Genomic DNA, 16,941 nt, shown 5'->3' with positions numbered 1-16,941 from the left:
ACCCCTTCTGTTGGATCGTTCGGTGGCTCTTCAGGCCACGCTTTTCAGGAATTGTTGCAGCCGTTCGGATCGCGGCGCGCCGAACAGCTGTTCAGGCGGGCCTTCCTCCTCGATCAGGCCGTTGTGCAGGAAAACGACATGGCTGGCGACCTCGCGGGCGAATTTCATCTCATGCGTCACGAGGATCATGGTGCGCCCTTCGGCGGCCAGATCGCGGATCACCGCCAGAACCTCGCCCACAAGTTCGGGATCCAGCGCCGAAGTTGGCTCGTCGAACAGCATGGCGCGCGGTTCCATGCACAGCGCGCGGGCGATGGCGGCGCGCTGCTGCTGACCGCCCGACAGGAAGGCCGGATAGGTATCGGCCTTGGCCGAAAGCCCCACCCGTGCCAGCAGGCGTTCGGCACGAGCTACCGCCTCGGCCCTCGGCACGCCCAGCACATGCACCGGCACCTCGATCAGGTTTTCAAGAATCGTCCGGTGGGACCACAGGTTGAATTGCTGGAACACCATGCCAAGGCTTTGGCGCAGGCGTTCGATCTGCTTGCGGTCAGCCGGGCTGCCGTCAGGCCGCATCGCCACCGTTTCATTGCCAATGACGATCTTGCCCGCACTTGGCGTTTCCAGAAAGTTGATGCAGCGCAGCATGGTCGATTTGCCAGAGCCGGACCCCCCGATCACCGCCACAACGTCACCTTCACACGCTGTCAGCGAAACCCCTTTCAGAACCTCAAGCTGGCCGAAAGACTTGTGCAATCCTTCGATGCGGATTGCCTCGGGCTGGGGAACATCGCCATCTGGTCGCGTCATCGGAACTCCGTCACTGGGTGATTGCAGTAAGCCCCGATCCCTGTAATTATGCAAGTGTATAATTGAGGCGCCCATGCAAGGTGAACGACGGAAATTCAGGCGAGAGGGGGAAGAGCGGCGGCGCGATGCGCTGGTTTCCGCCGCCCTTGACCTGATTTCAGAAGGCGGCCCCACGGCCGCCACCGTGCGCGCCATCGCCGATCGCGCGGGCGTCACGCCCGGCCTGATTCGCCACTATTTCCAGACAAAAGAGGAACTGACCCGCGAAGCCTATCGCGCGCTGATGCAGCGGATGAGCGCCGAAAACGCCGCCGTGCTGGGGGCAGCCCCCGCCGATCCGGCGGCGCGGCTCGCGGCCTTTGTCGCCGCCGCCCTGCGCCCGCCGGTCGTGGACCCGCGCAGCATGGGCCTCTGGGCGGGGTTCCTGCATCAGGTGCGCTCTGATCCGGCAATGGCCGAAATCCATGCCGAGACCTATCTCGGCTACCGCGACCTGCTGCAAGGGCTGATCGCGGCCCTGCCCGGCCCCGCCGATCCGGCTCGCCAGCGTGCGCTGGCTATCGCCTGCAACGGCGTGATCGACGGGCTATGGCTGGAGGGTTGCGCCCTGCCGCAGGCCTTCGCGCCAGGCGAGCTCGAACATATCGGGCTGGAAGCTGTCGGCGCCATCCTTGGCTTCGATCTCGCCGCCAGCCTTCCCCCCGCTCCGACAGAGGAAACGCCATGAAATACGCCTCCGTGACCGAACGCCTTGCCGATCTGGGCGGTGCCAAATGGGAAATTCACGCCCGCGCCCGCCGCATGAAAGCCGAAGGTATCGCCGTGCTGGAATTCACCATTGGTGAACCCGACGTGCCATGTCCGCCCGAGCTGATGGAAACCGCCGCACGCGCCATGCTGTCGGGGCGCACCGGCTATTCCAACGGTCAGGGTGAGCCGGGCCTCTTGCGGGCGCTGGCCGCGCGCTATTCCACCCGGCGCGGGCGGCATATCGGCCCGGAACAGGTGATGTGCTTTCCTGGCACCCAGACCACGCTTTACGCCGTCTTCATGGCCATCGCCGAGGCGGGGGCCGAAGTCATCGTCGGCGACCCGATGTATGCCACTTATGAAGGGCTGATCCGCGCCACAGGCGCCACGCCGGTTCCGGTAACCCTGCGCCCCGAACGCGGCTTCCGGCTCGATCCGGCCGATATCGCCGCAACCATCACCCCAGCCACGCGCGCGATCTTCCTCAACACCCCGCACAACCCCACCGGCGCGGTGCTGACGCGCGAGGACATCGCCGCCATCGGCGAGATTGCCCGCGCCCACGACCTCTGGATCGTCTCGGACGAAGTCTATGAGGATCTGGTCTTCGAAGGCGTCACCTTCACCTCGCCGCTCGACCTGCCCGAACTGGCCGACCGCAGCATCGCCTGCGCCTCGATCTCCAAATCCCATGCGGCGCCCGGCTTCCGCTCGGGCTGGTGCGTCGGCCCGGCCGAGTTCTGCGCCCGCCTGCTGCCGCTGTCGGAAACCATGCTCTTCGGCAACCAGCCCTTCATCGCCGACATGACGGCGCAGGCAATCAGCCATCCTTCACCCGTCGCCCCCGGCATGGCCGCCCGCTTTGCCGCCCGCGCCGACATGATCCATGACCGGCTTGACGGCGTGGCGGGCCTGCGCGTGCATCGCCCCGATGCCGGCATGTTCGCCCTGCTCGACGTGCGCGCCACCGGCCTCTCGGGCGAGGCCTTCGCCGAAAGCCTGCTTGAGGCCGAACATGTCGCCGCCATGCCGGGCGAGAGCTTCGGCGCCGCGCTTTCCGGCTGGCTGCGCCTCGCCCTCAGCCAGCCCGACGCCGTGATCGCCGAAGGCTGCACCCGCATCGCCCGCCACGCCGCGCGCTTCCGCGCCGATGCCGCCTGACTTCATCTTGGTCCAAATATCCCGGGGGTAAGCGCCGAAGGCGCGAGGGGGCAGCGCCCCCTCCCCGCAGCAAACGGAGCAGATCATGCCTCTTTCCACCGGCCAGGCCCTCGTCCTGGGTCTGAAACAGCGCGGCGTCGATACCGTTTTCGGCATCCCCGGCGTCCACACGATCGAGCTTTACCGTGGCCTCGCCGGTTCCGGCATCCGCCATGTCACGCCGCGCCATGAACAAGGCGCCGTCTTCATGGCCGATGGCTATGCCCGCGTTTCTGGCAAGCCCGGCGTGGCCTTCGTCATCACCGGCCCCGGCCTGACCAACGCGCTGACTGCCATGGCACAGGCACGGGCCGATTCGGTGCCGATCCTCGTCATTTCCGGCGTGAACCGGCGGGCGAGCCTCGGCAGCGGCTATGGCCTGCTGCACGAACTGCCCGATCAGGCGGGCATGGTGCGCACACTCTGCCCCAGCTTCCAGATCACCGCACCCGAGATGGTGGAACCCGTGCTCGACCGCGCCTTCGCCGCACTGACCTCCGGCCGGCCCGGCCCGGTGCATATCGAAGTGCCGACCGATGTGATGCCGCTGCCCGCCACAGTGCCGCGCCCGGCCCCTCCCCGGCGCCCGCTGTCACCGGAACCCGAGACGCTGGCCCTTGCCATCACCCGCCTTTCCGCCGCCAAAGCCCCGGTCATCCTTGTCGGTGGCGGCGCCCGCCGCGCCGAGGCGCCCTTGCGCGCACTGGCCGAGGCGCTGGACGCGCCCGTGGTGCAAACCACCAATGCCCGCGGGTTGATGCACGACCATGCCCTGACCGTGCCCGCCTCGCCTTCGCTCGACGCCACGCGCGCGCTGATCGCCGGGGCGGATCTGGTGCTGGCCGTCGGCACCGAGCTTGGCCCTACCGATTATGACATGTATGTGCGTGGCGGCCTGCCGGATCTTTCCACCATGATCCGCATTGACCTCTGCCCCGACCAATTGGCCCGTCACGCAGCGGGCATGACCCTCGCCGCCGATGCCGCCACCACGCTGGCCGAACTCGCCACTGCCATCCCACCGCGCAAGGGTAACGGCGCGGAACGGGCCGCGGCGACCCGCGCGGCGGCACGGGCGGAACTCGCGGGCCTGAACCCCGACATGCCGCATCAACTCGCCATGCTGGAGGCACTGCGCGACGCCATGCCCTGCGCCATCGTGGTCGGCGACAGCACACAGCCGGTCTATGCCGGGAACCTCTATTACGACCATGACCGTGCTGGCGGATGGTTCAACGCCGCCACAGGCTATGGTGCACTGGGCTTCGGCCCCGGCGCCGCCATCGGCGCGGCCCTCGCCGCCCCCGGCACGCCCGTGGTCTGCCTGATCGGCGATGGCGGGCTGCAATTCTCACCCGGTGAACTGCGCGCCGCAGTGGATGAAAAGCTGCCCGTCACCTTCCTCGTCTGGAACAACGCCGGCTTCCGCGAAATCGCCGAGGCGATGACCGGCGCGGGGATGGAGGTCATCGGCTGCTCCCCCTCTCCCCTGCGAATGGAGCCCTTCGCCGCCGCCTGCGACCTGCCGTTCCAGAGCATTGCAAACACCCCGACCGAACTCGCCAAGGCATTGCAACACCCCTGCACCGGCCCGCGCCTGATCGAAATTCGCGTCGCCTGATCCCGGCGACCGGCCACCGCCTTCCATGGCAATGCCTTTGCCGGGGGTTCGATGCCCCCGGCAAAGGCCCCCGGTTTCAGATCACCGTCACCGCCGCCTGCGGCAAGCCATCTATCTGCACCACACAGGTTTCGCCCCGCGCAATGGCACCAACCCAGGCAGGTGTGCCGGTCATGATCAGATCACCCGGCTCCAGCCGCACCAACCCCGACAGATGCGCGATGACATCCGCGACCGGCCAGATCATGTCCGCCAGCGCAGCCTCCTGCCGCAGCGCCCCCGCGACAAGGCAACGAATCGCGCCCTGCGGCACCGCCTGCCCCGGCACGATGGTCCCGACCACCGCCGAGGCATCAAAGCCCTTCGCCATATCCCAAGGGCGCCGCGCCGCCTTGGCCACCGCCTGCATGTCGCGGCGCGTCAGGTCATTCCCTGCCGCATAGCCGAACACATGATCCAGCGCCTGCGCCGCGACAATCCCCGCACCGCCCTTGCCGATGGCCACCACCAGCTCCGCCTCGTGATGCAGATCCGCCGTCGCGGGCGGATAGGCGATCTGCATCCCGTCGTGCACCAACGCATCAGCAGGCTTGGTAAAGAAGAACGGCGGTTCGCGGTCCGGGTCATGCCCCATCTCGCGCGCGTGCTCGGCATAGTTGCGCCCGACGCAGAAAATGCGGCGCACCGGGAAACGGGCATCCATGCCCTGCACGGGCAGGCTGGACACAGGCGCGGGCGGGAAAACGTAGTCCATGAAACGAAACCTCCGGGTCAGGTTTCAAACCTGCCCGGAGGCGATCCGATCCGCAAGCGAAGACGCGGCCTTACGGCCCGAGGGTGAAGCACTGCGTGCCACGCGCCTGAAGCCGCAGGCAGGCAAGCTCGGCCTGTTTCTGGCTCAGCCCCATGAAATTGGCGTCAAAACCCGTGGGTTTCTGCACGATCTTGCGCAGCCCCTCGTTCAGCGTGGCGCCTTCCGACAACATGGTCTGCATCAACGCGCGCTCGGCCGCGCCACGGCTGGCGAAGCGCCCGATATTCACCCCCCAGTGGCGCCCGCCCGAAGTGGAAATGCGGGTCACCACCTCGACCGGAGTCGGGGTCACGCGTGCGGCGACTTTTTCCACCACCTCGCCTTCCGCCGGTGTGGCGGTATGGATGACCGTCGGCACATGCGCGGGTTTGGCCTTGGGCGCGGGAGACTGCGGCACCGCCACGGCAGCGGCCAGCGTCATCACGCTGCCATCGGTGATCTCGGGCAGGCCGGTATCGGCCTCGGCCATGGCGATTCCCGGAGCGTCGGCCCCGGCCGCAGCCAGTGCATCGGCGATGCTGTCCTGCATCGCGGCCACCGCAACTTCGGCGGCAATCCGTTCGGCCACGGCATCCACCGCCGCCTCAACGGCCGGATCAGGAGAAGCCGCCGGAAGCGCCTTTACCTCGGCCACCACGATTTCTTCCTCCGCAGCCCCCGGACGGGCGCGTGGCATCGGCGATTTCGCAATTGTGGTGCGGACACGAATCGTCTTCGCCCCCAACATACGGCCCCCTGCGGCATCAGCCACCAGCATATCCTGTGCCGGGGCGGCAGGCACTTCGGGCTGTTGATAGGCAGGCGGTGCTGGCGGCTGCACCTTGGCCCCCGGACGGGCCTTGGCAAAACCGAGGTCCAGAAGCTCGGCCATCTTGGCGTTGCGCTGCGCGGTCGAGGTGCCACCGAAAACGGTCGCAATGATGCGCACACCATTCCGCTCGGCCGAAGCGGTCAGGTTGAAGCCCGCCGCATTGGTGAAGCCGGTCTTGATACCGTCCGCGCCTTTGTAGCTGTCAAGGAACTTGCGGTTCGTCGAAAGCACGTCCCGCACACCGGCATCCGTCTCGCGCCGCGAGAAAATGTTGTAATATTGCGGGAAATCATAGAACAGGCGACGCCCCAGCACCGACATGTCATGCGCGGTGGACATATGACCCGAGCGGGTCAGGCCATTGGCGTTCTGGAAGGTGGTGTTGGTCATGCCGATCGCCTTGGCGGTGCGGTTCATCCGCTTGGCGAAATTCGCCTCCGACCCGCCGACAGCCTCGCCGATGGCAGTGGCCGCATCATTCGCCGATTTGATGGCGGCCGCACGAATCAGGTGGCGCAGCGCGATCTTCTGCCCCGGCTTCAGCCCAAGGCGCGAGGGCGGCTCGTTCGCGGCGTGTTTCGAGATGGTGACCATGCTGTCGAGGCTGATTTCGCCGCGCTCCACCGCCTCGAAGGCGATGTACAGCGTCATCATCTTGGTCAACGAGGCCGGATGCAGACGGGTATCCGCATTGGTCTGGTAAAGCGTTTCGCCGGTGCGCGCATCCATCACATAGGCGGCGTAAGGCGCCGCGCCTGACGGAGTCGGCCGGGTCGCGGAACAGGCCGCGACCACGATGAAAACCGCCATCAGGGTGAAGTTGCGAACGAACTGCCCAAGTCGTGAAGCCACGTCCTTGTCCCTCGCCTTATTGTTATCTGCCTCGGTATCGTCTGCCCCGTGTAGTCCGGGGCTTTTGACGAAGGCTAACACAGGGTATCGGCGCCGGAAACCCCGGAAATTCAACCACTTTTGCGGCGTTGTTCAGAAGCCATAGCGATATGTGGTGGGCCCCGCGCAAAGGCACCACCAGATCATGCGAGAAGTCGCGTCAACAGCCCCGGCAGCGCCGAAAGATCGGTCAATTCGCGGAACCGCGCGTGGCCGGTCGGCGGATCCGCGCGCTCCAGCGCCCAGGTCAGGCCATGTGGCACATGCACCCCCCAGCCGCCGGTTTCGATCACCGGCAGGACATCGGATTTCAGCGAATTGCCGACCATCATCGCCGACTCGGGGGCGACGCCATGGCGTGCGAACAGCCGGGCATAGACCGGCGCGGTCTTGTCCGACACGATCTCCACCGCGTCGAACAGATCGCCAAGGCCGGATTGCGCAAGCTTGCGTTCCTGATCCATCAGATCGCCTTTGGTGATCAGCATGACGCGGAACCCGGCATCAGCCGCAGCCGTCACCGCTTCGCGCGCATGAGGTAAAAGCTCGATCGGATGCGACAGCATCTCACGCCCGGCCGCGATCAGTTCGGCAATGACGGTGGCGGGCACACGGCCTTCGGTCACCTCGATGGCGGTTTCGATCATCGAAAGCGTGAAGCCTTTCACCCCGAAACCATACTGACCGACATTGCGCCGCTCTGCCGCCAGCAGCCGTTCATGCAGATGATCGGCGGCGGCATGATCGGCCAGAAGCGTCTCGAACCTGTCCTGCGTCAGGCGAAAGAAGGTCTCGTTTTGCCAAAGCGTGTCATCGGCATCGAAGCCGATCAGCGTCAGTTTTTCCATCCGACGAAGGTAACGCCGCCCCCCGGATTCGCCAGCCCCTTTTCGCGCCGCTGCTTTGCGCTATAATCTCTTTCCATCACGAATCCGCCGAACCTGCCGGAGCGACCCTTGACCCTGCGCCCCTTTCTCATGTCCGACAAAGACGACGGGCCCGGATCCGAAGCCTCGATCCTGACGAAGGCCAAGACCCGCACCCAGCGGCCGCCCATGTACAAGGTGCTGCTGCTGAACGACGATTACACGCCGATGGAATTCGTGGTGCACATCCTTGAACGCTTCTTCGGCCTCAATCATGCACAGGCGTTCGAGATCATGTTGACGGTCCACAAGAAGGGCCTCGCCGTTGTCGGTGTGTTCTCGTTCGAGGTGGCCGAAACCAAGGTCGCGCAGGTGATGGATTTCTCGCGTCGGCATCAGCATCCGCTGCAATGCACGATGGAGAAGGAATAAGAGAGGACAAGGCCCCGAGGGGCCGCCCATGCGTTCCACCCGTCTTGAGCTTGCGCTGGATACCGGCGCGATTGCCCTGCCGCCCGAGGGGCGCATTGCCGTTTTCCGCCCACGCGCGGGCGACGACCTGTCAGCCCTGCCCAAGGCGCAGGTGCAGGTCATCACCGGCTTCCGCCCCGATCACGATCATTTCGCGGGGCTGGGTTATGCCTGCACCACCGCGCCGGAGGGCAGCTATGCCGCAGCCCTGATCTGCGTGCCACGCGTGCGGGCCGAAGCCCGCGCGCTGGTCGCCACTGCCTGCGCCCATCTGCCGCCCGGCGCCCCAGTCATCCTTGACGGGCAAAAGACCGATGGCATTGACACGCTGCTGAAAGACCTGCGCGCCCGCGTGGATCTGGGCGAGGCGCTGGCCAAGGCCCATGGCAAGATCGCCGCCTTCCCTTCCGGCCCGGATCTGTCGGACTGGTCCGCCCGCCCGCAGCAGGTTGACGGCTTCACCACCCTGCCCGGCGTGTTTTCCGCCGACGGGCCGGATCGTGGTTCGATCCTGCTGGCCGAAGTATTGCCCGCCAAATTCCCTTCGCGCGTGGTCGATCTGGGTGCTGGCTGGGGCTACCTGTCCCGCGCCATCCTTGCCCGTGACGGGGTAAAGGAATTGCATCTGGTCGAGGCCGACCACGCCGCGCTGGACTGCGCGCGGCTGAACATCGCCGACCCGCGCGCGCATTTCCACTGGGCCGATGCGCGGCTCTGGCAGGTGCCGCATCTGGCGGGCGCCGTGGTCTGCAACCCGCCCTTCCACACCGGACGCGAGGCCGATCCCGGCCTCGGCCTCGCCTTCCTCCGGGCTGCGGCAAAGATGCTTGCGCCCGACGGCACGCTTTGGCTGGTCGCCAACCGCCATCTCCCCTATGATCCCGCCCTGCGCGCAGCGTTCCGGGAAGTGGAGGAGATCGGCGGCGATGGCGCGTTCCGGCTTGTCCGTGCCTCCTACCCCAGCCGCCGCTAGGCAGAAAGGGCTCCTCCTCATGTCGCTTTCCATTCAGGGAAAAACCGCCATCGTCACCGGCGCCGCCAATGGCATCGGCCGCGCCATCGCGCGCCATTTCGTTGACAAGGGTGCCAATGTCATGTTCGCCGACATGGACGAAGCCCGGCTTGATGCCGAAATCGGCGACGAGGCGCGCGGCGAAGGCCCGGTGCGCATGTTCGCGGGCGACCTGCGGCAGAAGCTGGCCATTACCAACCTGCTGTCAGCCACGATGGACGCCTTCGAGCGGGTGGACATCCTCGTGAATGCAAGCCGCCAGATCAGCCTGTCGGACCCGCTTTGCATCGACGATGACGCGGTGGAACCGATGCTGGAACAGAACCTCTTTCCCAGCCTGCGCCTGACGCAGCTGACTGCCAAGCGGATGATCCTTCAGGCCGAGCGCAACGGCGGCGGTCCGGCCGGATCAATCATCAATATCTCCTCCATCGCCGCGCATCACACACGGCCCGAGTTGCTGGGCTATTCCGTCGCCTGTGCCGCACTGGACCAGATGACCCGCTCCATGGCCGTGGCCCTCGCCCCAAAGGGCATCCGGGTAAATGCCGTGGCCTTCGGCTCGGTCATGAGTGCAAGCCTTCAGGCCGCCCTGAAGGAAACCCCGGATTACCGTGAGGCGATCGCCAGAGGCACGCCACTGGGCCGCATCGCCGCTGCCAGCGAACTGGCGGAAACCGTGCAATACCTTGCTTCCGATGCCTCCGGCTTCATGACCGGGCAGGTGCTGACAGTGGATGGCGGGCGCAGCCTGATCGATGCGGTGGCGGCACCTGCCCACTGATCCTTATTCGGGATACTGGGCCTTGCAGGCGGCGACCGAAGTGCTGCTTTGCCTGATCAGCGCATCCCGCTTCAGCCGAAGCTGCCGCAGCTTCACGGCCTCCGCATCCAGATCAATGGCCTTTGGCCGCGTGCGCGTCACGTCTATATCGTCCAGACACATCTGCGGCGGGACGGGCTTGCCCTTCTTGTCAACCCCGCGCGGTCCGCATGGCCGCCAGCGTGTAACCGTGGTTTCATAGGTTTCAATGGCATAGCCGCGACGCAGGTTCTCTTGCGTCTCGACAATCAGCTTTTCCACCACACGCTGATCGCGGGTCACCTGACGGATACATTGCTCTTGCGGTGTGCCGCAGGCTGCCAGGACCGGCAGCAGGATCAACAGACGTTTCATCACGCCCTCCACTCTTTTCACCAGCCTATCAGCCCCCGCCACCACGGGAAATCCGTTTCTGGCACGCCCCTGCCGAAGTTGTTAGGAAGGGCTGATTGCAGCGGAGAACAGCCGATGACCGAGGATTTCGAAACCCGCAAGACCCGCGCGGCAGACTGGTTCCGCAGCCTGCGCGATGAGATCGTGACCGCCTTCGAGGCGCTGGAAACCCGTTTCGGCGGCGCTGCGGCCGGCCGGTTCGAGGTCACCCCCACCACCCGCGACAGCGGCGGCGGCGGGTTGATGAGCGTGATGCGCGGCGGCACGGTCTTTGAAAAGGTCGGCGTCAATATCTCCACCGTCCATGGAAGCCTTGGCGAGCGCGCGCAAAAGGCGATGGCGGCACGCGGTGTGCCCGGCATGGCGGAAGATCCGCGCTTCTGGGCCAGCGGCATCAGCCTCGTGGCCCATATGCAGAACCCGCATACACCCGCCGTCCACATGAACACCCGCATGTTCTGGACGCCCCATGCCTGGTGGTTTGGCGGTGGTGCCGATCTGAACCCCTGCATCGAATATGCCGAAGATACCGCGCACTTTCACGTCGCCCTGCAAGCCGCCTGCGACGCGCATGACGCGGGCTATTACCCGCGCTTCAGGGCCTGGGCCGACGAGTATTTCTTCATCCCCCACCGGGGCCGGGCGCGCGGCGTCGGCGGCATTTTCTATGACGATCTGAACACCGGCGACTGGGAGGCTGATTTCGCCTTCACCCGCGCCGTCGGCAGCGCCTTCCTGCCCGCCTTCCTGCCGGTGACCGAACGCCGCCTCGGCACTCCCGCAACCGAGGAGGACCGAGAAACCCAGCTCCGCCATCGCGGCCTCTATGCCGAATACAACCTCGTCTATGATCGCGGCACCAAATTCGGGCTGGAGACCGGCCATAACGCCGATGCCGTGCTGATGAGCCTGCCCCCCGTCGCCAAGTGGTATTGAACATGACCGGAATCGTGGTGAAAGCCGCCTATGCGACGGTGGCCGAAGAGGACGGACAGATCTTCGTCGGCTTCGTCGATGCGCGCGACGAAAGCTATGCGCTGTTCCGCCAGCCCAAGGCTGGCGGCGCGCTCTGGTTCGAGGTCAATGACGAGGATTTTGGCGCCGAAGACGCCATCGAATCCGCCAGCCTCGGCCCCGATGGCCTGACACTGATCCTGCGCCCGACATGCGCCGGGCGCTTCGGCTACGCCAGCAGCGTGGCGATCCGGCTGAAAAACTGCGAAGACACCGAACCGGCGCTGACCCGGCTGCGTGGCATGGGGCTTCCCGGGGTGTGACCGAAAAGGGGGCTTTCCGCCCCCTCTTGCCTACGGCAATTCACCCCCGAGGAGGCCGAAAGCCGTGGGGGGCAGACAGCCCCCCGCGCCCCGTCAGCTGCGCAAGAGACGGCCGAGGCGGGCGATGCCCTCGTCGATTTTCTCTTCCGTCGCGCAAGAAAACGACAGCCGCAGCGTATTGCGGTTTGATCCGTCTGCATGAAAGGCGCCACCTGGCACGAAAGCCACCCGCTCTTCCGCAATGGCGCGGGCCAGAAGGTCGGCGCCGTCCATGCCTTCAGGCAGCGTCAGCCAGATGAACATGCCGCCTTCGGGCCGGGTGAAGCGCACACCTTCCGGCATCTCGCGATCCAGCGCTGCCAGCATCCGGTCGCGGCGCGCGCCATAGGTGGCGCGCAGCTTCGCCACATGGGCGTCGAACAGCTCGCGCGCCACGCGGTCGGTGACGATCTGGCTCATCGTTGCCGAATGCAGGTCGGCCGCCTGCTTCATCAGCACCAGCCGCGAGATCACCTCGCGCGCGCCACAGACCCAGCCCACGCGCAGCCCCGGCGCCAGCGTCTTGGAGAAGGAACCGCAGTAGAGCGTGCGGGTGTTCTCGATCCCGCCGGAGCGCTCGATATCCAGTGCAAGGATCGGCGGGATCGGTTCGCCGTCATAGCGCAGGAACTGATAGGCGCCGTCCTCGATCACCGCGACGCCCAGCGCCGCCGCCTGATCCAGCAGTGCCTCGCGCGCGGCCCGGGTCAACGTCTCGCCCGTAGGGTTGCAGAAATCGGCGGAAAGATAGGCAAATTTCAGCGCCCCGCCCGCAGCCTTTGCCTCAGCCTTCAGCGTCTCGGGGTCGGCATTCGAGCCGGGATCAAGGCGGATGTAGCGCGGCTCATAGGCGTTGAATGCCCCCAGCGCCCCCAGATAGGTGGGCCAGGTCACCATAGCGGTATCGCCGGGTGACAGCATCAGCTTGCCCAGATAATCCAGCGCCTGTTGCGAGCCCGAGGTGATAAGGATGTTCTCGGCCGTGCAGGGCACACCGATCTTGCCCATCTCGGCCGCGATCCAGTCGCGCAGCGGCTTGTAGCCTTCCGAAACCGAGTATTGCAGCGCCGCCGAGGCCTGACTGTCCGCCATGACATCGGCAAAGGCGCGGGCGAAGGCATCGGCCGGGAACAGGGCCGGATCGGGAATCCCGCCGGCGAAGGAAATGATGTCGGGCTGGTCCAGCAACTTCAGCAGTTCCCGGATTTCCGACGCCTTCATTCTTGTGCTGCGGGTCGCCAGCACATCTTGCCACTGCATAGCATCCTCCCTGATGCGACTCGCCAGACGCAAATCGGGGCGGAGGTTGCGCCGGGGCGCGAAACAAGTCAACAAGGCTGACCTGAATTGTGATCGTGTTTCAGGGCACCACACGCATCAGCAACGCCACACCAAGCAGCAGGATGCCAATGCCCATCAACTGACGCAGGGTAACGTGCTGACGGAAGGCGAAGCGTGACACGGCCAGCGCAAAGACCACCTCGGCCAGCGCCAGCGTCCGCACATTGGCGGCCGAGGTCAGCGAGAAGGCGATGAACCAGAAAGCCGAGGCCAGCGCGCCCAGAAACCCCGCAGCCAGCGAGGGCCGCCATTGGCGCAGGCTGCCCACCAGCGCCGGAGGGTCGCGCAGCGCCAGCCACAGGCCCAGAACCCCGGTCTGAATCGCCAGCGACAGCAGCAGCGCGGTCAGCGAGCGGATCAGAAAGCCACCCTCGGGCAGCGCAGTGATGCCGCCGCGAAAGCCGATGGCGGCCAATCCGAAGGCAAGACCCGCCAGCAGCCCCATGCCAGCCGGTCCAAGGCCCGTCAGCATGGCACGGCCCGTGCCCGGTTTCAGCGTCAGAACGAGCACCCCCGCCACGGCGACGCCGATGGCGCCCAGCATAGGCAGGGTCAGCGGGTCGCCCAGCACGACCCAGCCGACCAGCGCCACCAGAACGGGCTCCACCTTCAGCCAGGCGGTTGTGATGCCGAACCCCTGGGTGCGCATCACCTGCAACATCAGTGCGGTTGCCGCGATCTGTGCCAGCGATCCCATCGCCGTAAAGCCGATGGCGCGCAGGGTCAGCATGGGCAGCGGCTCGCCCGTCCACAGGAGCGCGAGCCACAAAAACAGCGCCGCGAAGGGCAGGCCGAACAGGAAGCGGACATTGGTGGCGCCCAGAGTGCCCAGACGCGCAGTCAGCCCCGATTGCGCCGCATTGCGCCCGGTCTGCGCCAGCGCCGCCGCCAACCCGGCCCAGGCCCAGAGCGGCAGCGCCATCGCCTTAGGCCCCGCGAATGGTGTCGATCATCAGCCGCACATTCTCGGGGTCGGCATCGGGGGTGATGCCATGGCCGAGGTTGAAGATATGCGGGCCGTTGCGGAAGGCCTCGACCACATGGCGGGTTTCGCGCACCAGCGCCTCGCCGCCGGTCACCATATGGCCGGGGGCGAGGTTGCCCTGCACACAGCCATCGACCTGCACATGAGCGGCCCCCCATTCCGGGGTGACGGAATTGTCCAGCGCCACGCAATCGGCGCCGGTGGCGCGGGCAAAACCGATATAGCCCTCCCCCGCCTCGCGCGGGAAGGCGATGATCGGCAAGCCGGGGTGGCGGGATTTCAGTTCCGTAATGATGCGGGCGGCGGGTTTCACCGCGAAATCGGTGAAATCGTCGCCCTTCAGACTGCCCGCCCAGCTATCGAACAGCTTCACCACTTCGGCCCCGGCCTTCACCTGTTCCGACAGATAGTCGATGGTCGCTTCGGTGATCAGGTCGATCAGGCCCTGAAAGGTCGCGCGATCCGCCGCCTTCAGCGCGTGCGCCGGTCCCTGATCCTTGGTGCCACGCCCGGCAATCATGTAGGTCGCCACCGTCCACGGTGCACCGGCAAAGCCGATCAGCGTGGTTTCGCGCGGCAGGTCGCGCGACAGACGCCGCACGGTTTCGTAGACGGGCGCCAGCCGGTCATGGATGGCCGATGCGGGTTTCAGCGCCGCAAGCTCTGCCCCCGTGGTAACGGTGGACAGGCGTGGCCCCTCGCCGGTTTCAAACCACAGATCGGCGCCCAGTGCCTGACAGATCAGCAGGATGTCGGCGAACAGGATCGCCGCGTCAAAGCCGTAGCGGCGAATGGGTTGCAGCGTGACCTCGGTAGCGAGTTCCGGGTTATAGCACAGCGACAGGAAATCCCCCGCCTCAGCCCGTGTTGCACGATATTCCGGCAGATAGCGCCCGGCCTGCCGCATCATCCACACCGGCGGCACTGGCAGCACCTCGCCGCGCAGGGCCCGCAGGATCAGCTTGTCGGTCTTTGCTTCGGTCATCTCGGGCGTCCTTTCCAGTTGCCCCTGACTTGCCCGGCATGCAGGCGAAGTCAAGCGCGGCAGGGTGCCGCGCGCAGATCCGAGTGCCGTCAGACCGGGATATTGTCGATCAGCCGCACGTCACCGATCGTCGCCGCAGCCAGAAGGCGCGCGGGTTGCGCAACCGAGGTGGCAGGCTCCAGCATCGCCGCCGTGCGCAGTTCCAGATAATCCACCTCGGAAAACCCGGCCTGCTTCACCTCGGCCACGGCCTGCGCCAGCACAGGCGCGACTTCGGCCCCACCCCGCAGGGCCTGTGCCGCCTTCTGAAGGATACGATGCAGCGCAGGCGCCTGCGCCCGGCTCAGCGGATCAAGCCGCACATTGCGCGACGACATGGCCAGACCGTCAGGCTCGCGGATGGTTTCGCAACCCACCACTTCGACCGGGATGTTCAGATCGGCCACCAGCCGCTTGACCACCTGCAACTGCTGCCAATCCTTCTGGCCGAAATAGGCGCGGTCCGCCTGCGTCATGCCGAAAAGCTTGGTGACAACAGTCGCCACCCCCTCGAAATGGCCGGGGCGGCGCTCTCCTTCCAAAGGCGCACTGACGCCACTGACGATGACCTGCGAGGCAAAACCCGCCGGATACACCTCGTCCGGGCCGGGCGCGAACAACACGTCCACACCTTCCTCGGCCAGAAGGGCGGCGTCGGCAGCCTCGGTCCGCGGGTATTTCGCCAGATCCTCGGGGTTGTTGAATTGGGCCGGATTCACGAAAACCGTGACGATCACCCGGTCGCAACCGCGCTTCGCAGCCCGCACAAGGCTCAGATGCCCCTCATGCAGCGCGCCCATGGTCGGCACCACGCCGACCTGACGCCCATCGGCCTTCCAGCCGCGCACCCGTGTCCGCAACTCGGCGACAGTCCTGAGAATTTGCATCAGCCTTGCGCCCCCTTGGCCGGCAGAACATCGGCGAAGGCGTGCTCCGGACCCGGAAAGGCCCGGTCGCGCACCTCGGCGGCATAGGCGGCAACCGCCTCATCGGCGGTTTCACCGAAATTGGCAAAACGCTTTACGAATTTCGGGCGGAAATCGGTGAACATGCCCAGCATGTCATCCACCACCAGAACCTGCCCGTCACAACGCACACCGGCACCGATACCAATGGTCGGGATGGTCAGCCGCTGGGTGATGCGCGACGCCAGCCCCTCGGGCACCTTTTCCAGCACCACCGAGAAGGCGCCGGCCTCCTGCACCGCCACCGCGTCGGCCATCACCTTGTCGGCCTCGGCGTCGCGGCCCACCACCTTGTAGCCGCCCAGCGTATTCACCGCCTGCGGTGTCAGCCCGATATGCGCCATCACCGGCACACCGCGCGACGTCAGGAAGGCGATGGTTTCCGCCATATGCAGCCCGCCCTCCAGCTTCACCGCCGGGGCGCCGGTTTCCGCGATCAGCCGCGCGGCATTGCGAAACGCCTGCTGCGGGCTTTCCTCATACGATCCGAAGGGCATGTCGATCACCGCCATGGCCTTCGTCAGCCCGCGCACTACCGCCCGGCCGTGAAGGATCATCATCTCCATCGTCACGCCGATGGTCGAGGGCAGACCGTGCAGCACCATGCCGAGCGAATCCCCCACCAACGCCACATCACAATGACGATCGACGATTCGTGCCATGGGCGTCGTATAGGCGGTCAGCACCACCAAGGGCGTGCCGCCCTTGCGGGACTGGATGTCGGCAGGCAACACCGGGCGCAGAGGGCTGGATGCGCTCATGTCTCTCTTGCTCTCCCTCAAGAGGAACGTTGACCCCCTGTATAGCCGCCGCCCCTGTGCCGCGCCAGCGAAACATGCCCGCCGCGT

At 66.1% G+C, this 16,941-nt stretch carries 18 protein-coding genes; 8 read left to right on the top strand and 10 right to left on the bottom strand.

What is annotated here, in order from left to right:
* Positions 1-30 precede the first annotated feature (30 nt).
* On the bottom strand, positions 31-810 hold the full coding sequence (locus D2N39_RS10910; protein ID WP_119134811.1) for an ABC transporter ATP-binding protein: 780 nt from the start codon (positions 808-810) through the stop codon (positions 31-33).
* Between the two features lie 73 nt (positions 811-883).
* Here D2N39_RS10910 and D2N39_RS10905 point away from each other — a divergent pair, with 73 nt between their 5' ends.
* The 3 genes from D2N39_RS10905 to D2N39_RS10895 all read left to right on the top strand — a co-directional run bounded on the left by D2N39_RS10905 (position 884) and on the right by D2N39_RS10895 (position 4,381).
* Positions 884-1,537: a TetR/AcrR family transcriptional regulator gene (locus D2N39_RS10905; protein ID WP_119134810.1), complete on the top strand. Its 654-nt coding sequence runs from the start codon at positions 884-886 to the stop codon at positions 1,535-1,537.
* On the top strand, positions 1,534-2,721 hold the full coding sequence (locus D2N39_RS10900; protein ID WP_119134809.1) for a pyridoxal phosphate-dependent aminotransferase: 1,188 nt from the start codon (positions 1,534-1,536) through the stop codon (positions 2,719-2,721). The genes D2N39_RS10905 and D2N39_RS10900 overlap by 4 nt, the downstream gene beginning before the upstream one ends.
* Positions 2,722-2,806: 85 nt before the next feature.
* Positions 2,807-4,381 carry a 5-guanidino-2-oxopentanoate decarboxylase gene (locus tag D2N39_RS10895; RefSeq protein ID WP_119134808.1) on the top strand — a complete coding sequence of 525 codons (1,575 nt, stop codon included), beginning with the start codon at positions 2,807-2,809 and terminating at the stop codon, positions 4,379-4,381.
* A 76-nt stretch (positions 4,382-4,457) separates the two neighbouring features.
* On the opposite strand, the gene D2N39_RS10890 is transcribed toward D2N39_RS10895, so the two are convergent.
* The 3 genes from D2N39_RS10890 to D2N39_RS10880 form a co-directional block, all read right to left on the bottom strand.
* Complete coding sequence (locus D2N39_RS10890; RefSeq protein WP_119134807.1) at positions 4,458-5,135, bottom strand: fumarylacetoacetate hydrolase family protein; 678 nt, start codon at positions 5,133-5,135, stop codon at positions 4,458-4,460.
* 70 nt (positions 5,136-5,205) lie between these two features.
* Positions 5,206-6,858, bottom strand: coding sequence for a D-alanyl-D-alanine carboxypeptidase family protein (locus tag D2N39_RS10885; RefSeq protein WP_233557117.1), 1,653 nt, complete (start codon positions 6,856-6,858; stop codon positions 5,206-5,208).
* Positions 6,859-7,040: 182 nt separating this feature from the next.
* Complete coding sequence (locus tag D2N39_RS10880; protein ID WP_119134805.1) at positions 7,041-7,745, bottom strand: HAD family hydrolase; 705 nt, start codon at positions 7,743-7,745, stop codon at positions 7,041-7,043.
* A 129-nt stretch (positions 7,746-7,874) separates the two neighbouring features.
* Here D2N39_RS10880 and clpS point away from each other — a divergent pair, with 129 nt between their 5' ends.
* From clpS to D2N39_RS10865, 3 genes are read left to right on the top strand one after another with little or no spacing between them, the layout of a single operon-like run.
* Positions 7,875-8,195 carry an ATP-dependent Clp protease adapter ClpS gene (clpS, locus tag D2N39_RS10875; RefSeq protein ID WP_054302611.1) on the top strand — a complete coding sequence of 107 codons (321 nt, stop codon included), beginning with the start codon at positions 7,875-7,877 and terminating at the stop codon, positions 8,193-8,195.
* Positions 8,196-8,223: 28 nt separating this feature from the next.
* Complete coding sequence (locus tag D2N39_RS10870) at positions 8,224-9,207, top strand: class I SAM-dependent methyltransferase (RefSeq protein WP_119134803.1); 984 nt, start codon at positions 8,224-8,226, stop codon at positions 9,205-9,207.
* A 19-nt stretch (positions 9,208-9,226) separates the two neighbouring features.
* Complete coding sequence (locus tag D2N39_RS10865) at positions 9,227-10,030, top strand: SDR family NAD(P)-dependent oxidoreductase (protein ID WP_119134802.1); 804 nt, start codon at positions 9,227-9,229, stop codon at positions 10,028-10,030.
* A 3-nt stretch (positions 10,031-10,033) separates the two neighbouring features.
* On the opposite strand, the gene D2N39_RS10860 is transcribed toward D2N39_RS10865, so the two are convergent.
* Positions 10,034-10,423 (bottom strand): hypothetical protein, encoded by a 390-nt coding sequence (locus D2N39_RS10860; RefSeq protein ID WP_119134801.1) that lies wholly within the window; start codon positions 10,421-10,423, stop codon positions 10,034-10,036.
* Positions 10,424-10,537: 114 nt separating this feature from the next.
* Between D2N39_RS10860 and hemF the strand changes: the two genes are divergently transcribed.
* Together hemF and D2N39_RS10850 are read left to right on the top strand one after the other, a co-directional pair.
* The gene (gene hemF, locus D2N39_RS10855) at positions 10,538-11,398 is read left to right on the top strand and encodes an oxygen-dependent coproporphyrinogen oxidase (protein WP_119134800.1); all 861 of its coding nucleotides are present in this window, start codon (positions 10,538-10,540) and stop codon (positions 11,396-11,398) included.
* A gap of 2 nt (positions 11,399-11,400) precedes the next feature.
* A complete protein-coding gene (locus D2N39_RS10850; RefSeq protein ID WP_119134799.1) occupies positions 11,401-11,739 on the top strand; it encodes a hypothetical protein in 339 nt (112 codons plus the stop codon).
* A gap of 93 nt (positions 11,740-11,832) precedes the next feature.
* Here the strand turns inward: D2N39_RS10850 and D2N39_RS10845 are convergent, their stop codons facing one another.
* The 5 genes from D2N39_RS10845 to panB all read right to left on the bottom strand — a co-directional run bounded on the left by D2N39_RS10845 (position 11,833) and on the right by panB (position 16,854).
* Positions 11,833-13,038 carry an aminotransferase-like domain-containing protein gene (locus D2N39_RS10845; protein ID WP_199725239.1) on the bottom strand — a complete coding sequence of 402 codons (1,206 nt, stop codon included), beginning with the start codon at positions 13,036-13,038 and terminating at the stop codon, positions 11,833-11,835.
* A 100-nt stretch (positions 13,039-13,138) separates the two neighbouring features.
* Positions 13,139-14,041, bottom strand: coding sequence for a DMT family transporter (locus D2N39_RS10840; protein WP_119134798.1), 903 nt, complete (start codon positions 14,039-14,041; stop codon positions 13,139-13,141).
* Between the two features lie 4 nt (positions 14,042-14,045).
* Positions 14,046-15,089, bottom strand: a complete 1,044-nt coding sequence (gene hemE, locus D2N39_RS10835) for a uroporphyrinogen decarboxylase (protein WP_119134797.1) — start codon at positions 15,087-15,089, stop codon at positions 14,046-14,048.
* Between the two features lie 89 nt (positions 15,090-15,178).
* Positions 15,179-16,018 carry a pantoate--beta-alanine ligase gene (panC, locus tag D2N39_RS10830; protein WP_119134796.1) on the bottom strand — a complete coding sequence of 280 codons (840 nt, stop codon included), beginning with the start codon at positions 16,016-16,018 and terminating at the stop codon, positions 15,179-15,181.
* Positions 16,015-16,854, bottom strand: a complete 840-nt coding sequence (gene panB, locus D2N39_RS10825; RefSeq protein ID WP_119134795.1) for a 3-methyl-2-oxobutanoate hydroxymethyltransferase — start codon at positions 16,852-16,854, stop codon at positions 16,015-16,017. Before panB ends, panC begins: the two co-directional genes overlap by 4 nt.
* Between the last annotated feature and the right edge of the window lie 87 nt (positions 16,855-16,941).

Origin of the sequence: Gemmobacter lutimaris (assembly GCF_003570715.1) — a bacterium.
Classification (GTDB): Bacteria; Pseudomonadota; Alphaproteobacteria; order Rhodobacterales; family Rhodobacteraceae; genus Gemmobacter; species Gemmobacter lutimaris.
This window is presented reverse-complemented; position numbering and strand designations above follow the sequence as displayed.

Bases quoted from the DNA above. Each gene is read 5' to 3' on its own strand.
- D2N39_RS10910 (WP_119134811.1), bottom strand. From the start codon at position 810: ATGACGCGACCAGATGGCGATGTTCCCCAGCCCGAGGCAATCCGCATC.
- D2N39_RS10905 (WP_119134810.1), top strand. From the start codon at position 884: ATGCAAGGTGAACGACGGAAATTCAGGCGAGAGGGGGAAGAGCGGCGG.
- D2N39_RS10900 (WP_119134809.1), top strand. From the start codon at position 1,534: ATGAAATACGCCTCCGTGACCGAACGCCTTGCCGATCTGGGCGGTGCC.
- D2N39_RS10895 (WP_119134808.1), top strand. From the start codon at position 2,807: ATGCCTCTTTCCACCGGCCAGGCCCTCGTCCTGGGTCTGAAACAGCGC.
- D2N39_RS10890 (WP_119134807.1), bottom strand. From the start codon at position 5,135: ATGGACTACGTTTTCCCGCCCGCGCCTGTGTCCAGCCTGCCCGTGCAG.
- D2N39_RS10880 (WP_119134805.1), bottom strand. From the start codon at position 7,745: ATGGAAAAACTGACGCTGATCGGCTTCGATGCCGATGACACGCTTTGG.
- clpS (WP_054302611.1), top strand. From the start codon at position 7,875: ATGTCCGACAAAGACGACGGGCCCGGATCCGAAGCCTCGATCCTGACG.
- D2N39_RS10870 (WP_119134803.1), top strand. From the start codon at position 8,224: ATGCGTTCCACCCGTCTTGAGCTTGCGCTGGATACCGGCGCGATTGCC.
- D2N39_RS10865 (WP_119134802.1), top strand. From the start codon at position 9,227: ATGTCGCTTTCCATTCAGGGAAAAACCGCCATCGTCACCGGCGCCGCC.
- D2N39_RS10860 (WP_119134801.1), bottom strand. From the start codon at position 10,423: ATGAAACGTCTGTTGATCCTGCTGCCGGTCCTGGCAGCCTGCGGCACA.
- hemF (WP_119134800.1), top strand. From the start codon at position 10,538: ATGACCGAGGATTTCGAAACCCGCAAGACCCGCGCGGCAGACTGGTTC.
- D2N39_RS10850 (WP_119134799.1), top strand. From the start codon at position 11,401: ATGACCGGAATCGTGGTGAAAGCCGCCTATGCGACGGTGGCCGAAGAG.
- D2N39_RS10845 (WP_199725239.1), bottom strand. From the start codon at position 13,038: ATGCAGTGGCAAGATGTGCTGGCGACCCGCAGCACAAGAATGAAGGCG.
- D2N39_RS10840 (WP_119134798.1), bottom strand. From the start codon at position 14,041: ATGGCGCTGCCGCTCTGGGCCTGGGCCGGGTTGGCGGCGGCGCTGGCG.
- hemE (WP_119134797.1), bottom strand. From the start codon at position 15,089: ATGACCGAAGCAAAGACCGACAAGCTGATCCTGCGGGCCCTGCGCGGC.
- panB (WP_119134795.1), bottom strand. From the start codon at position 16,854: ATGAGCGCATCCAGCCCTCTGCGCCCGGTGTTGCCTGCCGACATCCAG.